Raw genomic sequence first — 16,446 nt, 5'->3', positions numbered from 1 at the left:
TCGGGGCTTTGCCCCGGACTTGAACATTATAGTGGACAACGCCCTGCAAAACAAGCCATAATAGTACTTAAGTCGCTGCGTACACTTAGATGTGACGGGAGGATTCTGCAACAATATGGCTTATCATGTTAAAATTGATGTTTCACCGATATATGAAATGCTCAACAGCTTTCTGGTTTATGTTACGAAAAAATGGATTCAGCATCTGGATATAGGTCCTGAATGGATTCTGGAAGTGGAAGGCAAACTAAGTTCCAATGTACGAGCTGCGCTCGCACCTGCTGCCACTTGGCCTTTTGATGATTTTGATGTCCTGTTTGCATGGGCTGCGTATCAAAATGATACGAAGGAAAATCGTGAATTTCTGGACATGCTTGCCGGAATGACAGCGGAAGACCTGTTTGCACGTGTGTCTCCTCTTCTGCCCGCTCTTACAATAGAAGAATCTACGCGCATTCGGAACAGTTATGTCCCATTATTGCGACTATGGGATGAACACTACTGTCAGAATATGAGCGAAGATCAGCGTGTGTGGCTGGAAGAAGATGCCGAAGAAAAACGCATTTTGCTTGATAAAATGGGCCCTGAACTGCTTATTGAATATGCTACGGCAGGCGTTCTTGTTGAACCGATGCCTGGATTGAACGAAGTTATTCTGTTTCCAACGGTGCACAATCGCCCTATTAATATGTACTGCTTCTATGAGGGGATGATGATTATGCAGTATCCCGTAGATGCACCTGAAGAGAACGAAGACCAGCCGCCAACATGCCTTTTACGTTTTACCCATGCACTGGCTGATCCCGAAAGACTTCGCCTGCTTCGTTACGTATCGGATGAACCCAAATCCCTCGCTGAGATGTGTGAAGAATTGGGTAAAGACGAAGACACGGTCAAAGACCAGGTGATGGCGCTGCGCATCGCAGGTCTGCTACGGACCCATCTGCTCGGAAGTAACCGCAAAGAGAAATACAGTATTCGGCCGGATGGCGTATCTGAATTGAATATGTTCCTGGAATCCTACATTCGCATTTAATTTAGTTGAACCATTGTGGAGTTACTGGCTACAAGGAGTGAGTTAGATCATGAAAATAATGAAACAACATATTTTGTTTGACCTTGATGATACACTCGTATATTGCAACAAGTACTTCAACCTGATTTTGGGAGAATTCTTTGAGAATATGCAAGAGTGGTTTGATGGACATTCTCTGACAACACAAGAGATTCGGGAAAAACAGCTGGAGATCGATGTAACCGGAGTGAACAAGCTTGGTTTTGCAAGTCATCATTTCCCGCAATCCCTGATTGATACCTATCGTTACTTCTCCGGAAAGTTCAACAGATTAACTTCTCCCAGAGAAGAGTCCTATCTGAGCAAGTTGGGCATGAGTGTGTACGATCAGGAGGTTGAACCCTACCCTCATATGGTTGAAACGCTTGAGAACCTCAAAGGTGCTGGACATTCCCTCTACTTATATACCGGCGGCGAAACCGTGATTCAGCAGCGCAAGATTGATCAGATGAAACTCTCGGCTTATTTTGATGATCGGATCTATATCCGACAACACAAAAACGTCGAGGCACTGGAAGGCATTCTGTCTAACGGTCCGTTTGATCGTCGTGCAACATGGATGATCGGTAACTCACTGCGAACAGATATTATGCCGGCTGTAAAAGCCGGAATTCACAGCATATATATCAAACAACCGAATGAATGGCAATACAACATCGTAGAACTTCAACCTAATCCGGAAACATCGATGTATACCATCACTGCACTGGAAGAGGTACCAAAAGTCATACACGAAAATATACAACAGCAGCAACAAAAAAGGACCCTTGGTTAAGGGTCCTTTTGCTTTATGTTAACATGTTAACATAGATCACGCATCCTGCTTCTCACCAGATAACTTGCCTGTTACCACGTCCTGCAAAATAATACGTGCTTTCACCGTACTTCCGTCTTTCCTTTTGAAAGACAGTACTTGTGTACTGCCCTTCTCAATCAGCGATTTTAACATCGTACTGGTGATTTTTTTTCCCGCATACTCTTTCCAAACTACAAACGAGCAGCCTTCCTTGAAACGTGAGCATCCATAACCCTTCTTGCCCTCTATAATCTGACCCGTGCAGCCGGGAGAAGGACAAGGTGCCAGTAACTCTCTTACTCCGGATGGACTCGCACTAGAAGACGGCGCCTTGGTGGCCGCACTTTTCCCACTGCCGGCTCTCGATGAAGATGTCGAAGTCTGACGGGACGTTTTTACAGTTGAACCGCTACTAGCTGTCTTGGCAGGTGTCCTTGTATTGCCGGCCTGGGTTCTTGCTCCCTTGCCTTTTCCCCTACCTCCACGCGAATCTTCCCCAAAAGCATCTGCTGGTGCCGGGGCTTGTACACGCACTTTCTCAATGATGGACAAGGTGAATTTCTTAACGTTCTCCATGAACTTGTCCTGACCCGCCTCACCTTTGGAAATCTGATATAATCTTCTTTCCCATTGCCCGGTCATCTCAGGTGAAGTTAACAGATCTACACCCGCACGGCGAATCAACTCAATAGCTGTTCTGCCTTTGAGCGTTAACTGCATTTTCTTCCCTTGCAGTGTAATGTAACCCACGTTTTTGAGGCGTTCAATTGTAGCCGCACGTGTAGCCGGAGTACCCAGACCACTATCTTTCATCGCATCTCGCAGCTCTTCATTCTCGATCTGCTTGCCTGCACTCTCCATCGCTTTCAGCAATGTTCCCTCGGTATAACTTTTGGGAGGCTGGGTCGCCTTCTCCTTGAACTCACTCTTCGTACATTGAACAGGCAATTCGGGTTGTACAGCAAAAGCCTTGTCCGTCCACTCTTCAGCTTCCTCTTCCTCATTGTTGTTTTTCTTGGTCTTTTTCTTGCCTGCACCGCCCTGTTCCTGATCTCCAGAACCGAGAACCACTTTCCATCCGAGGGACAACAGCTCTTTGACAGATGTCTTAAACTGATGTTTCTCCACTTCGGTGAGCACGGTATGTTGCTTATACTCCGCCGGAGGATAAAAGTGAGACAAGAAACGTCTGACAATCAAATCATAGATGTTCTGTTCGTCCTTGGATAAGGTACCTGGTCGCTTTAATGTAGGCAAAATTGCATGGTGATCTTCAACCCTGCTCGGATTACATACCCCTTTATTATTCTTATGAACAAGCTCTGGCTTGGCCCCTTGCGCAAGCTCACTATAGGTACCATTTTTAAGCAGGTTTAGTGTTTTGTGCATACCTTCAATATTCTGTTCTGTAACATAGTTGGAGTTTGTCCGCGGATACGAAATCACCTTGTGTTTTTCATACAAGGCCTGTGCGATATCCAGTGTTTTTTTGGCACCATATCCGAACTTGGCATTGGCTTCACGCTGTAAAAGGGTCAGATCATACAAACGATACGGATACTCCTTCGTCTGCTTTGCTTCGTATTTGGTAATCTGCCCTGTCTTGCCCTTCACACTGGCTGCAATGGTCTCTGCTGCCTCCGCATCGGTCAACTTATCTCCCTGACGCAGTCCCCGGTACTCGACACCTTCCTGCCGAAACCAGGCGGCTACTTCATAAAAGGTCTGTGATTGGAACGCTTCAATCTCTATTTCCCGATCGTAGATTAGCGCGAGTACCGGCGTCTGAACACGGCCTACAGACAACAATGCATTATGGCGGGTTGTAAACGCTCGTGAGGCATTCATGCCGATCAGCCAATCGGCTTCACTTCTTGCGCGAGCAGCATGGGTCAAATTTTCAAATTCCGAGGCATCCTTCAGACCATCAAAACCACGTCTAATGCTCTCTGCCGTCAAATCCGATATCCATAAACGCTTTACAGGCTGACGCAGCTTCAATTGCTGTTGTATGAGGGCGAAGATGTACTGACCTTCTCTCCCTGCATCGCAAGCATTAACGATCGCTGAAGCCCGTTTTGCCAGTTCTCCAATCATTTTGAGCTGATCTTTTGTTCTCGGATTGGGTACAATCTTGAACTGATCGGGTATGATCGGCAGGTCCGCTATATTCCAGCGTTTGTACTTTGTATCATAGGCATCCGGTTCGGCCAGTCCAAGCAAATGCCCAATCGCCCAAGTGATGATGTAATGTTCACCTTCCAGATACGTGCGATTGTTCTTGGCCTTTGGTTCTATGACGGCGGCAATGGTTCGACCCATGTCGGGTTTTTCCGCTATAACCAGTGTCTTCATCCGTCCATCTCTCCTCCTTCACCGTCCGCATGACGGCAAAAAGGGGCATTCCGCCGACGGAAGCCCCTTGCTTCTGAAACTCATTATATCAGATTTTGGATTCGGGAGCACCTTCCCGAAATGAATTATCCTGCTGCCTGTTCCTTTAATACATGTTTTTGTCTGCACTCTTTGCATACACCCTGGAAATCCAGACGATGATCCGTAACAGCAAAGCCATACTGACGCTCGATTTGTTGTTCCAAACGAAGCAGACCATCTTCCATAATCTCTTCCACTTTACCACATTCTGTACAGATCAAATGATGGTGGTGATGGGAACCGTCTGTACTTCGCAGATCAAAGCGCGCAGCCCCGTCACCAAAGTTAATCTTTTCAACGACCTGAAGGTCACTCAACAGTTCGAGAGTGCGGTATACGGTAGCCAATCCAATCTCAGGGAACTGCTCCTTAACCAGGAGAAATACTTCCTCTGCGCTAAAATGATCCTTTTCATGTTCAAGCAATACACGTACAGTAACTTCCCGTTGTTGTGTTAACTTATATCCTTTTTCAACCAATTGATTTTTAATGTGAAAGATCTGTTCTGAAATGGACTTGTCCCGGTTACTTGCCATAGCAGGTCGCACCTCCGATTTATATTCATTGAAATTTACTTTTATCGTAGGGATTCATGGTTTCAGGTAATCCTTATTTATAATCATTATAATATAATAATAAATCTTTATCACTTAAAAAGCAATGATATTGCTCACACTTACATGAAATATGTAGTCAAATTGGTTAAAATAACAGCAAACAACCCTCGCTGATCGCGAAGGTTGTCATTGATATCTTGTTCTATACTTTTACACCAGAACCGAAGCACCCATCAAGTATTTGTCCACTTCACGAGCAGCCTCACGGCCTTCATTAATTGCCCATACAACCAAGCTTTGACCACGACGCATGTCTCCTGCTGCAAATACTTTATCCACATTGGTGTTGTATTTGCCATAACGTGCCTTAACGTTTGTGCGACGATCTGTTGCAAGTCCCAGTTGCTCTACCAACGTTTGTTCCGGTCCATCAAAACCAATGGCAATCATGGCCATCTGAGCCGGGAATACACGCTCCGTACCTGGAATCGGCTGATAAATCTTGCGACCAGTCTCATCCACAATACGCTCGATCTGTACTGTATGCAATTCTTTGAGGTTCCCCTCATCGTCTCCAACAAATTTTGTTGTCATGATGGAGAACTCACGCGGATCTTGACCAAACAACGCTTTGGCTTCCTCTTGCGCATAATCAAGTGTGTATACGTTCGGGAATTGCGGCCAAGGATTGTTAATGCGATCACGCTCCATAGGCGCTTGTGTATGCGTACCGAATTGAGTGATCGTACGACAACCATGACGCAGCGATGTAGCTACACAGTCAGATCCTGTATCACCGCCACCAATGACGATAATATCTTTATCTTTAGCGGACAGATATTGACCATCTTCCAGGTTGGAGTCCAGATAACTCTTAATACTGCCATTCAGGAAATCCATCGCGTAATGAACGCCTTTCAAGTCGCTGCCTTCAATATTGAATTCACGCGGCTTCGTTGCACCACCGCACAATACAACAGCGTCATATTCATCCACTAGTTGTTGTGCTGCGATATCTTTACCAATCTCGGTGTTCGTAATGAATTGAATGCCTTCTGCTTCGAGCAGATCAACACGACGTTGAACTACGTTTTTATCCAATTTCATCGTTGGGATACCGTACATCAGCAATCCGCCGACACGGTCCGAACGCTCATATACCGTTACCGAGTGTCCTGCTTTATTCAACTGAGCCGCAGTAGCTAATCCCGCTGGACCTGAACCTACAACAGCTACACGTTTACCCGTACGTTTTTCAGGAGGTTGGGGAACAACCCATCCTTCTTCGAAACCTTTTTCAATAATTGCTTCTTCAATCGTTTTGATGGTTACAGGCTGACCAATTAAGCCAACTGTACATGATCCTTCGCAAGGAGCTGGACAGACGCGACCTGTAAACTCCGGGAAATTATTCGTTTTGTGAAGGCGCTCTAGTGCTTCTCTCCACAGTCCGCGATATACAAGATTATTCCATTCCGGAATCAGGTTATGCACGGGGCAACCTGACGTGCCGCCAATCATATCTATACCTGTATGGCAATACGGGGTACCACAATCCATGCATCGTGCACCTTGTGTTCTGAGCTCTTCTTCAGCCATGTGTTTATGAAACTCTTCCCAATCCTTGATCCGCTCCGCTGGCTCACGATCTGCTGGCAGTTGACGTTTGTATTCCATAAATCCAGTAGGTGTAGACATCTTACGTTTTCCCCCATCCGTTCTTGTCTTAATCCCTTCATGTGCATGGTTCTATATGAAATGGATTACTCATTACTTGAGTTTTTGTCTATTGTATCACAAAATCTTCTCGAAGATATTTCAATTATAGTAGCATTTACTGTGCTGAATATTAAATGGATTATCCGCATAATTATTTGTATTTTATACATCATATCTTTCAAGTCTACCCATGGTCAATACCCTTATTTTGGTGTTAAATGTGGTTTTGAACTGCGAAATCTGGTGTGTGTTAAAGAAATAAAAGGTCGAAACGTTAAGTGAATGTCAGATAATTTGTCATAAAATCCAACATATTTTGCTATAAATCGTTCTCAATTCCGAATATCAGACTCGTTTTAGGGCTTCACAACGTTAAAACCTCAAAAATTTTACACTTTTTTACTGTTTAATACTTGGTCATATGTATATTATACATAAATACCAATTAATCATGTTATATTAATGTTATATGTATTCCAATTTAAACAAGTGACTCATTTTTTTTATAAAGAAAAGACGCTGTTCACGAATATTTCGCAATCAGCGCCTCTCATCATACAAATACGACCGAAGTCAGGAATTTCTTATGCCATATTTACCGTTTACGTTCGTAAAATTCGAATGTATACGCATGAACATTTTTTTCATCCTGTTCGCCTTCAATCTGTTCAATCAGTTCCCATTCGGACCAATCCACTTCAGGGAAAAACGTATCTCCCTCAAAATTCTCATGAATTTTGGTCACCACAAGACGATCTGCAAGTGGCAGGAACTCACGATACACTTGGGAACCCCCAATTACGCACAGTTCCTCACCTTTGGTTACACTCAGACCCTCCTCAATCGTATGTACGATTTCAGCCTGTTCCACCTTGTAGTTCAGATCTCTTGTCACTACGATATTACGGCGCTGAGGAAGCGGCTTACCACCAAAAGATTCCCATGTGTTACGTCCCATGATAATTGTTTTGTTCAGCGTACGTTGTTTGAAAAAGGCCATATCTTTGGGTAACCGCCATGGAATCGAATTATTCAATCCGATCACACCGTTTTCCCCCATTGCCCATACCAATTCAATACTCAAGGGTAATACACTCCTTCAATCCAAGTCTCTTATCGAGATTGAACACATAATTAGACTGCAATTGGAGCTTTAATGCCCGGATGATGCTGGTAGTTCTCAAACTCGAAATCTTCAAACTTATAATCAAAAATAGAATCCGGCTTACGCTTGATTACCAGCTTAGGTAAAGCATAAGGTTCACGCTCCAGCTGAGTTTTAACCTGATCAACATGGTTAGAGTAGATGTGAACATCCCCTCCAGACCAGATGAAATCACCCACCTCAAGATCACATTGCTGGGCGATCATATGAGTCAAAAGCGCATAACTCGCGATGTTAAACGGCAATCCGAGGAACGTATCCACGGAACGCATCGTAAGCATACATGATAATTTACCCTCTGCAACGTAAAACTGAAACGCAAAATGACAAGGCGGAAGCTTCATATTATTGATCTCAGCCACATTCCATGCGCTGACAAGGTGACGACGTGAATCCGGATTATTTTTAATCGAATCAATGACTGCGGCGATCTGATCAATCTTTTCTCCGTTTGGAGCTTCCCATGTACGCCACTGCGAGCCGTATACCGGACCGAGATCCCCATTTTCATCTGCCCAGTCGTCCCAGATCTTCACACCATTTTCTTTTAGATAAGATATATTGGTATCGCCACTCAAAAACCACAACAGTTCATGAATAACCGATTTGAGATGAATTCGTTTGGTTGTTACCAGCGGAAATCCTTCGGAGAGATCATAACGGAGCTGTCTGCCGAATACAGATTGTGTTCCTGTTCCTGTACGGTCTCCTTTATGCACGCCGTTGTTCAGAATATCCTGCAATAAATCGAGATAGTTTTTCATGTTGATATCCCCTCGCACTTTTATTTCATACTAAACCAAAGAATATTTACACTTACCACTGCGATGACAGAACAACCTTCCGATCGCTGTTATCCCCAGATTTTTTTGATTTCCTTTTCCAAAGGTAAAATCCGGGGATAAAGGCGAACACTCCGCTTCTTCAGGTTCTTTCTGTCCTCTACGTTCTCGTGTAAAAGATTAATTTAACTTAAATACTAAATACATAGACCGTGATTGGCTTGGAGCCACATCATAACTGATCATTACTACAGTGTACCACAATTAAGTTGTTGGATAAAATCAATTCACTGAAACTTATAAGCGTGTAACTTTTCATCATATACATACACGAGTATCTTAAATTTCTCGGCTCTTGCTCAGAAAAAAGAGACGAATAACGCGTTAGCGTCACTCGTCTCTTCTGATTTACGTATAATGCCGGACGGATCCGAAGCTTAGATGATCTTAACGGGAGATGATGTGGATCGGGTGACCCATAACCAATTCCGCAGCTTCCATCACGATTTCGCCCAAAGTTGGGTGAGCGTGAATTGTGAGAGCCAGATCTTCCAAAGTAGCGCCCATCTCAATTGCCAAACCAAGCTCAGCAATCAGGTTGGAAGCTTCCAGACCTACGATTTGGCAACCCAATACAAGGCCGCTTTCTTCGTCAGCTACGATTTTCACGAAGCCTTCAGCGTGGTTCAAAGATACAGCACGGCCGTTACCCGCATAAGGGAACTTGCCTGCTTTTACTTTGTAACCTTTTTCTTTTGCTTCTTTTTCAGTGTAACCTACGCTGGAACACTCTGGATCTGTAAACACAACAGCTGGCATACATTTGTAGTCAACTACAGATGGTTGTCCTGCGATTGCTTCAGCAGCCACTTTACCTTCATAAGAAGCTTTGTGTGCCAGAGCCAAGCCAGATACGATGTCACCGATAGCAAAGATGTGAGGAATGCTGGTACGACCTTGGTGGTCAACTTTGACAAATCCACGCTCGTCAACGTCAACACCAATCATGTCGAGACCAAGTTCTCCATCTGTGTTTGGACGACGTCCAACAGTTACCAGCAGGTAATCTGCAGTTACTTCTTTGGACTCACCATTTACAGAGTACTTAACAGTTACATCTTTATCCGTTTGCTCAGCACTTTCAGCTTTTGCACCCGTTACGATTTCGATGCCTGTTTTCTTCATGTTTTTAGCCACCAGGCTAGTCATGTCTTTATCGAAACCTGGCAGTACTGTATCCAAACCTTCGATGATTGTTACTTTTGCACCGAATTTGGAGTACATTTGACCAAGCTCAGCACCGATATATCCGCCACCGATAACGATCATGCTTTTTGGTACTTCAGGCAAGTTCAGAGCTTCTGTCGAAGACAGAATGCGTCCGCCAAACGGGAAAGGTTTCAGTTCGATTGGACGGGAACCTGTTGCAATAATTGCATTTTTAAATTTGTAACGTGGAGACTCGTGGTCATTGAATACACGAGCTTCGTTTTCGTTGATGAACATGCACTCACCGTTGAAAACTTCAACTTTGTTGCCTTTGAGCAAACCTGCTACGCCGCCAGTCATTTTCTTAACAACGCCGTTTTTGAACTCTTGAGTTTTGCTGAAGTCCACTTTTACGTTCTCAGCAGAGATACCAAAAGCTTCACCGTGAAGTGCAGACTCATATTGGTGTGCAGCAGAGATCAGGGCTTTGGATGGAATACATCCACGGTTCAAACAAACACCGCCCAGTTCGGATTTGTCTACGATCAATACGCTTTGGCCCAGTTGAGCAGCGCGGATGGCAGCTACATAGCCGCCAGGACCCGCACCAATTACTAATGTGTCGATATTGAGAGAAGCGTCGCCTACTACCATATCTTACACCTCCATAACAAGCAGCTCAGGGTTAGCGAGCAGCTGTTTAATGTAATTCATAAAGTTTTGTGCTGTTGCGCCATCGATGATACGGTGGTCAAAGCTCAGGGAAAGAGCCATTACAGGTGCTGCAACTACTTCGCCGTTTTTGATCACTGCTTTTTCGCTGATGCGTCCTGTTCCGAGAATAGCAACTTCAGGGAAGTTGATGATTGGTGTGAAGAACATACCGCCAGCAGAACCGATGTTACTGATGGAGATTGTGCTTCCTCTCATTTCATTCGCGCTCAATTTGCCCTCACGACCACGAGCAGCCAGATCACGGATAGAATCAGCAATCATCCAGATGGATTTACGATCAGCATCTTTGATAACAGGAACGATCAAACCGTTGTCTGTATCTGTAGCGATACCGATGTTGTAGTATTTTTTGTAAACAATTTCGTTAGCTTCTTCATCAATCATAGCGTTCAGAGCCGGGAATTGGCGGGAAGCCGCAACCAGTGCTTTAACGATGAATGGCAGATAAGTAACTTTTGTTCCTTTTTTCTCTGCAATTGGTTTCATGCGAGTACGGAAAGCAACCAATTCAGTTACGTCCACTTCGTCCATGATTGTAACGTGAGGTGCTGTGTAAGCAGATTTAACCATTGCGTTAGAGATCGCTTTACGGATACCTTTGAATGGTACGCGCTCTTCTTCAAGGTATTGATCAGCTGCAGCCGCTGCTGGTGCTGCGGATTTTTTCTCTTCTTGAGCCGGAGCTTCGGAAGATGCCGCTGCGGAAGAACCGCCACCGTTTTTGAAGGATTCAACATCTTCTTTGGTTACTTTACCGTTGTTGCCAGTGCCGTTAACCTGAGCGATGTCTACACCTTGTTCGCGAGCAAATTTACGCACGCTTGGTGTTGCCAGAACGTCTTTGGCAGGTACTGCCGGAACGCTGTTGTTGCCGCCTTCTTTAGCTGCATCCGAGCTGGAAGCTGCTGCAGAAGAACCACTTGTGTCAGCTCCGCCTTGAGCTGCATCTTTCTCTTGCTCGCCTTGATCGCCAGCAGGAGCGTCGTCTTGCTCAGGGAGTTCGCCTTCTGCATCGATGATCGCTACAACTTCACCAACGTGGCAGACTTGACCGTCTTTAGCGAATACTTCTGTAACTGTTCCGTTAACCGGACAAGGTACTTCTACAACCGCTTTGTCGTTCTGTACTTCCATGATGATGTCGTCGTCAGTTACTTTGTCACCGACTTTGATGTGCATCTTGATGATTTCGCCTTCGTGCAGGCCTTCGCCCAATTCAGGGAATTTATATTCAAATTTAGCCAACTGAAAAACCTCCTTGATTATGTGCTCAATCCTGAAAACAACCCTTAACTCCAAGAAACAACTGTTACTGCTAATGCAAATAACTGTTACTCAAGGGGCTAATGGCTGTTTACAGTGCAGCTTGCGCTGCGGTGTGAATCACCATACTGCGCCTTGCGGCATGTCAGATGATTAAATTAGAAATTTACGACTTTGTTAACCGCAGCAACGATACGCGCCGGGTTAGGCAGCCATGTATCTTCGATTTGTGCAAATGGATATACAGTGTCCGGGCCAGCTACACGCAGAACCGGTGCTTCCAAGTGCAGGATTGCTTTTTCATTGATTTGGGCAATGACTTCAGCTGCAACACCTGCGCTCTTTTGAGCTTCCTGTACAACAATTGCACGGTTTGTTTTCTTAACGGAAGCAACGATAGTATCGATGTCGATCGGGCTAACCGTACGAAGGTCGATAACTTCAACTTTGATTCCTTGTTTTTCGAGTTCATCTGCTGCTTTCACAGAAGTGTGAACCATCATACCGTAAGTAATGATTGTTACATCAGAACCTTCACGAACAACGTTCGCTTTACCCAACTCAACAACATAATCTTCTTCAGGCACTTCAGCACGGAAAGCATGGTACAAGTTCAAGTGCTCCATGAAGAATACAGGATCGTTATCGCGAATAGAAGCGATCATCAGACCTTTTGCATCGTAAGGGTTAGAAGGAACAACGACTTTGATACCTGGTGTTTGCGTGAGCAGACCTTCCAGGGAATCTGTATGCAATTCTGCCGCTTTTACGCCGCCACCGAATGGTGTACGGAATACGATTGGAGAATTGTATTTTCCACCGGAGCGGAAACGCATACGAGCAGCTTGCACTACCATTTGGTCAAGGGCTTCGAAGATAAAACCAACGAATTGGATCTCAGCAACCGGACGGAAGCCTTGTACACCCAGACCTACAGCCAGACCACCAATAGCGGACTCAGCCAGTGGTGTATCAAATACACGCTCTTCGCCAAACTCTTTTTGCAGACCTTCCGTTACACGGAAAACGCCGCCTACATTACCTACGTCTTCACCGAAAAGCAGAACGTTAGGATCACGTTTCAACTCCACGCGAAGCGCATCACGGATTGCTTCTTTCATGTTCATTTGTGCCATTTGCTTCATTTCCTCCTTAAACATTGACAGTTCACATTTGAATTCGTACATGTATACCGGGACATTAAAGTCACGGATGTTTATGCTTTATCGGAAAAAACTTATTGGAAATCAGCTTTTTGCTCTTCCAAGTGCTTAGGCGTTTGTTCGAACATGCTGTCGATCAAGCCTGAAATCGTCATTTTCTCGGTTTTTTCCGCTTTTTTGATCTCTTCATTTACTTTAGCTTTTGCTTCTTCTTTCACACGTGCTGTATCTTCTTCAGTCCAAAGACCTTTTTTCTCCAGATATTTAGCGAAACGTGCGATAGGATCTTTAGCAGACCATTCTGCCTCTTCTTCTTTTGTACGATACTTGGAAGCATCATCCGAAAGGGAGTGAGGACGGAAACGGTATGTTACTGCTTCGATCAATGTTGCGCCTTCTCCGTTACGTCCGCGCTCAGCAGCTTCCTGAACAGCTTTGATAACAGCGAAGATGTCCATACCGTCAACTTTAACACCTTTGATACCTGCTGCAACCGCTTTGTGAGCGATGGACAGAGCTGCTGTTTGTTTAGCAAAAGGAGTTGTAATGGCATAACCATTGTTTTGTACGAAGAAGATAACAGGCAGTTTGTATACACCAGCGTAGTTCAGACCTTCATAGAAGTCACCTTCAGAAGAACCGCCATCACCTGTGTACGTGATAACAACTTGTTTTTGTTTCTTCAATTTGTAACCCATAGCGATACCCATTGCATGCAGAATTTGTGCACCAATGATGATTTGTGGCATCAATACATTAACGCCATCTGGAATCTGTCCACCATGTTGGTGTCCACGGGAGTACAAGAATGCTTGATAAAGAGGAAGTCCATGCCATACGAGTTGCGGAATGTCACGATAGCCAGGACATACAAAGTCTTCTTTTTCAATTGCAAATTCACTACCAACCATTGTAGCTTCTTGACCAGATACTGGAGCATAGAAACCAAGACGACCTTGACGGCCCAGGTTTACTGCACGGTCATCCCAAGTACGGGTAAATACCATGCGGTACATAATTTCTTTTAATTGATCATCGGAAAGTGTAGGCATCATGTCTTTGTTAACAATTTCGCCGTCAGGAGACAGCACGGACAGAGCTTCTACATCCTCTGTATACACTTCATAAGGAACCTTGCTCATTTTTTTCTTCACCTCAACAAAAAATTTGAATATCAAGTTCCGCTGTTATAATATTATTATACACCTGTTTCACTCCATACGTCAAAGAAATCCGTAATTTTTTTATGTTTCCTGCCGGATTGTATGTATAACAGGGGATTAATATTGGTATAACAGCATAATACATGATTGCGTGTTTGACCTAACCCCGCACAAGGGTAATCTTACCGTATTGCGCGGTCGAATGCAAAAAATTAACCGAGAAAGGTGACGTTTTATGACGGATTCCCGCTATTTGAAACGCACGATTGTGAAGGAAGAGATTGAAAGTCGCTATCTCGGAGAGAAGCGAACGCTCCGTATTTACCTTCCTCCGGGCTATAACGAATTGCTTAGCTACCCTGTCGTTTATTGTCAGGATGGCGAAGAATTTTTTAATTTCGGACGAATTGCTACAACAGCTAACCAAATTATTCTGGACGAAGGAGCCGAACCTTTCATTATTGTAGGGGTTCAGGTCGATGTGTCTGTGAGAACGAAGGAATATGCTCCATTTGGAGATCGGTTCAAGGCATATACCGCTTGCTTCGCTGAAGAGATTATTCCCTATATAGAAGAGAAATATCCTGTGCGTCCATCTCCGCAGGAACGCATTCTTGCCGGAGACTCGCTCGGTGGCAGTGTTTCGCTTCATCTCGCTCTGTTATATCCGGATCTGTTCACACGTGTGATCAGCATGTCTGGCGCCTTCTACTCTGCTTCACAGGAAATCTATGCCGCAGCTGAAGATCTGTCTTGGCTCTCGATCTGGATGATTGTTGGTTTGCAGGAGACTGATTTCGAGGCAGACACAGGTACGTATGATTTTGTTCAATTAAACCGGGATACTCGAGAACTGCTGGAAAAACGTGGTGCCCTCGTCTCCTACCAGGAGAAAGATGGAAAACACCAATGGGGTTTTTGGCAGAAGGAATTGCCCGAAGCATTACTTTATTTTCTCCAGGAAAGATAAAAGGACCACATTAACAGGCGGCTGAAATGCCGCTATTGTTTTTCATTTTAATGATACCGCTTACAATTGTAATCTGAAAAAGAAGCAGGATATCCTGCTTGCTTAATTACCCTACTCCTGCTTCTTTGTCCGATTACAAGTTACATATCAGATCATGTTTATTTACTAGGCTAAGGAATGTTCCGCTTTAATCTTACTCAACAGAACATCGCAGCCTGCGTTAACCAGCTCGTACACCTCTTCAAAATTGCCTGTGTAATATGGGTCAGGTACTTCTCTGAGTTTTTCTTCGGGAAGCATGTCCATGAACTTGATGATGTTCGCCTCAGCTCCGCCTGGAATGTTGCGCACATTATCTGCATTAGAATTGTCCATACACACAATGTAATCAAATTGAGTAAAGTCTTCGCTGGCGAATTGTCTCGCTGCCATGTTGGCATAAGAAATCTGGTACGAATCCAGCAATTTTCGAGTCCCTTCATGCGGAGGTTTACCAACATGCCAGTCCCCTGTACCCGCTGAGTCCACACGAATCTGGTGTTCAAGCCCCATCTCCAGGACTTTGTGACGCAAAACGGCTTCGGCCATTGGTGATCTACATATATTGCCCAGACATACAAACAAAACATTAATCATATTAATCCCCCTTGCTTAACGTACCTTGAAGTACCGATGATGTTGGCTGTGTCACAATGCTCTCCGGCTGAGGAGTGACGTTCCCGGTCTCAGATGGCACCAACGAACGACGTGGCAGTTTCCATTTATAATGTACAGAACACATCCGGAAGAACACAACGGCCGCGAAACAAAATAATAATCCGGCATTCGTTGTTAACCAACCCATGCCTATGACAAAACCGGCTGTCATTGCCCATACAGCATAAATTTCGTCACGCAATACAAGCGGTTTACGTCCAGCAAGTACATCACGAATAACGCCTCCACCAATACCGGTCATAACTGCTGCAACGATAACTGCGCTAATAGGATGTCCCATGTTCGCCGCGTATAGCGCCCCTTGAATTGCAAATGCTGCGAGTCCGATTGCATCAAACAACGCCTCTGTTCGCTTCCAGTGACTAATCCACTTGAGAGGTAATATAAACGCAATCGCTACAGATACTAAGGCTAACATAATAAGTGATCCCTGACTCCACAGTGTCGTTACAGGTATACCTATAAGTACATTCCGGATAATCCCGCCTCCGAATGCCGTGACAAGTCCAAGCACTAGTACACCCAGAATGTCATACTCCTCTTCCATTGCCACGAAAGCGCCGGACATTGCAAATGCGATAGTGCCTATAATGCTGAATACTTCAAAAATGTGTAAGTCCAACCTGTTCAAACCTCACTTTTCAAGTCATCTCCATGTCGCTCTACCCATTGTATCCGCGAGCACTTAAATTGTGC

Annotated in this window: 14 protein-coding genes; 3 read left to right on the top strand and 11 right to left on the bottom strand. The window is 44.6% G+C overall.

Annotated features, from left to right (window positions below; all coding sequences use genetic code 11):
• Nucleotides 1-115 precede the first annotated feature (115 nt).
• Nucleotides 116-1,036, top strand: a complete 921-nt coding sequence (locus QF041_RS02490) for an ArsR/SmtB family transcription factor (protein ID WP_289389506.1) — start codon at nt 116-118, stop codon at nt 1,034-1,036.
• A 49-nt stretch (nt 1,037-1,085) separates the two neighbouring features.
• Complete coding sequence (locus QF041_RS02485) at nt 1,086-1,850, top strand: HAD family hydrolase (protein WP_091029388.1); 765 nt, start codon at nt 1,086-1,088, stop codon at nt 1,848-1,850.
• 36 nt (nt 1,851-1,886) lie between these two features.
• On the opposite strand, the gene QF041_RS02480 is transcribed toward QF041_RS02485, so the two are convergent.
• The 9 genes from QF041_RS02480 to pdhA all read right to left on the bottom strand — a co-directional run bounded on the left by QF041_RS02480 (nt 1,887) and on the right by pdhA (nt 14,042).
• Nucleotides 1,887-4,226, bottom strand: coding sequence for a type IA DNA topoisomerase (locus QF041_RS02480; RefSeq protein ID WP_307411443.1), 2,340 nt, complete (start codon nt 4,224-4,226; stop codon nt 1,887-1,889).
• A 125-nt stretch (nt 4,227-4,351) separates the two neighbouring features.
• Nucleotides 4,352-4,843 carry a ferric iron uptake transcriptional regulator gene (fur, locus tag QF041_RS02475; protein WP_036613667.1) on the bottom strand — a complete coding sequence of 164 codons (492 nt, stop codon included), beginning with the start codon at nt 4,841-4,843 and terminating at the stop codon, nt 4,352-4,354.
• A 231-nt stretch (nt 4,844-5,074) separates the two neighbouring features.
• Nucleotides 5,075-6,562, bottom strand: a complete 1,488-nt coding sequence (locus QF041_RS02470; protein WP_221821631.1) for a glutamate synthase subunit beta — start codon at nt 6,560-6,562, stop codon at nt 5,075-5,077.
• A 616-nt stretch (nt 6,563-7,178) separates the two neighbouring features.
• Complete coding sequence (locus QF041_RS02465) at nt 7,179-7,667, bottom strand: dihydrofolate reductase (protein WP_036613663.1); 489 nt, start codon at nt 7,665-7,667, stop codon at nt 7,179-7,181.
• 50 nt (nt 7,668-7,717) lie between these two features.
• Complete coding sequence (gene thyA / locus QF041_RS02460; protein ID WP_036613661.1) at nt 7,718-8,512, bottom strand: thymidylate synthase; 795 nt, start codon at nt 8,510-8,512, stop codon at nt 7,718-7,720.
• A 465-nt stretch (nt 8,513-8,977) separates the two neighbouring features.
• Nucleotides 8,978-10,393, bottom strand: a complete 1,416-nt coding sequence (gene lpdA / locus QF041_RS02455; RefSeq protein ID WP_036613658.1) for a dihydrolipoyl dehydrogenase — start codon at nt 10,391-10,393, stop codon at nt 8,978-8,980.
• Between the two features lie 3 nt (nt 10,394-10,396).
• Nucleotides 10,397-11,719, bottom strand: a complete 1,323-nt coding sequence (locus tag QF041_RS02450; protein WP_091029377.1) for a dihydrolipoamide acetyltransferase family protein — start codon at nt 11,717-11,719, stop codon at nt 10,397-10,399.
• Between the two features lie 176 nt (nt 11,720-11,895).
• The gene (locus QF041_RS02445; RefSeq protein ID WP_076210115.1) at nt 11,896-12,873 is read right to left on the bottom strand and encodes an alpha-ketoacid dehydrogenase subunit beta; all 978 of its coding nucleotides are present in this window, start codon (nt 12,871-12,873) and stop codon (nt 11,896-11,898) included.
• Between the two features lie 101 nt (nt 12,874-12,974).
• Nucleotides 12,975-14,042 carry a pyruvate dehydrogenase (acetyl-transferring) E1 component subunit alpha gene (gene pdhA / locus QF041_RS02440; RefSeq protein ID WP_017688072.1) on the bottom strand — a complete coding sequence of 356 codons (1,068 nt, stop codon included), beginning with the start codon at nt 14,040-14,042 and terminating at the stop codon, nt 12,975-12,977.
• Between the two features lie 256 nt (nt 14,043-14,298).
• On the opposite strand from pdhA, the gene QF041_RS02435 reads away from it, so the two are divergent.
• On the top strand, nt 14,299-15,033 hold the full coding sequence (locus tag QF041_RS02435) for an alpha/beta hydrolase (RefSeq protein ID WP_307411434.1): 735 nt from the start codon (nt 14,299-14,301) through the stop codon (nt 15,031-15,033).
• 165 nt (nt 15,034-15,198) lie between these two features.
• Here the strand turns inward: QF041_RS02435 and QF041_RS02430 are convergent, their stop codons facing one another.
• Together QF041_RS02430 and QF041_RS02425 are read right to left on the bottom strand one after the other, a co-directional pair.
• Nucleotides 15,199-15,669 (bottom strand): low molecular weight protein-tyrosine-phosphatase, encoded by a 471-nt coding sequence (locus tag QF041_RS02430; protein ID WP_307411431.1) that lies wholly within the window; start codon nt 15,667-15,669, stop codon nt 15,199-15,201.
• A gap of 1 nt (nt 15,670) precedes the next feature.
• Entirely contained in the window at nt 15,671-16,372 is a 702-nt protein-coding gene (locus tag QF041_RS02425; RefSeq protein ID WP_091029371.1) for a trimeric intracellular cation channel family protein, read from the bottom strand.
• Nucleotides 16,373-16,446: the final 74 nt, after the last annotated feature.

The organism is Paenibacillus sp. W2I17 (assembly GCF_030815985.1).
In the GTDB taxonomy this organism is placed as follows: domain Bacteria; phylum Bacillota; class Bacilli; order Paenibacillales; family Paenibacillaceae; genus Paenibacillus.
This window is presented reverse-complemented; position numbering and strand designations above follow the sequence as displayed.

Coding starts and splice junctions, on each gene's coding strand:
- pdhA (WP_017688072.1), bottom strand. CDS start 14,042: ATGAGCAAGGTTCCTTATGAAGTGTATACAGAGGATGTAGAAGCTCTG.
- QF041_RS02490 (WP_289389506.1), top strand. CDS start 116: ATGGCTTATCATGTTAAAATTGATGTTTCACCGATATATGAAATGCTC.
- QF041_RS02470 (WP_221821631.1), bottom strand. CDS start 6,562: ATGTCTACACCTACTGGATTTATGGAATACAAACGTCAACTGCCAGCA.
- fur (WP_036613667.1), bottom strand. CDS start 4,843: ATGGCAAGTAACCGGGACAAGTCCATTTCAGAACAGATCTTTCACATT.
- QF041_RS02435 (WP_307411434.1), top strand. CDS start 14,299: ATGACGGATTCCCGCTATTTGAAACGCACGATTGTGAAGGAAGAGATT.
- QF041_RS02430 (WP_307411431.1), bottom strand. CDS start 15,669: ATGATTAATGTTTTGTTTGTATGTCTGGGCAATATATGTAGATCACCA.
- QF041_RS02485 (WP_091029388.1), top strand. CDS start 1,086: ATGAAAATAATGAAACAACATATTTTGTTTGACCTTGATGATACACTC.
- thyA (WP_036613661.1), bottom strand. CDS start 8,512: ATGAAAAACTATCTCGATTTATTGCAGGATATTCTGAACAACGGCGTG.
- QF041_RS02480 (WP_307411443.1), bottom strand. CDS start 4,226: ATGAAGACACTGGTTATAGCGGAAAAACCCGACATGGGTCGAACCATT.
- lpdA (WP_036613658.1), bottom strand. CDS start 10,393: ATGGTAGTAGGCGACGCTTCTCTCAATATCGACACATTAGTAATTGGT.
- QF041_RS02445 (WP_076210115.1), bottom strand. CDS start 12,873: ATGGCACAAATGAACATGAAAGAAGCAATCCGTGATGCGCTTCGCGTG.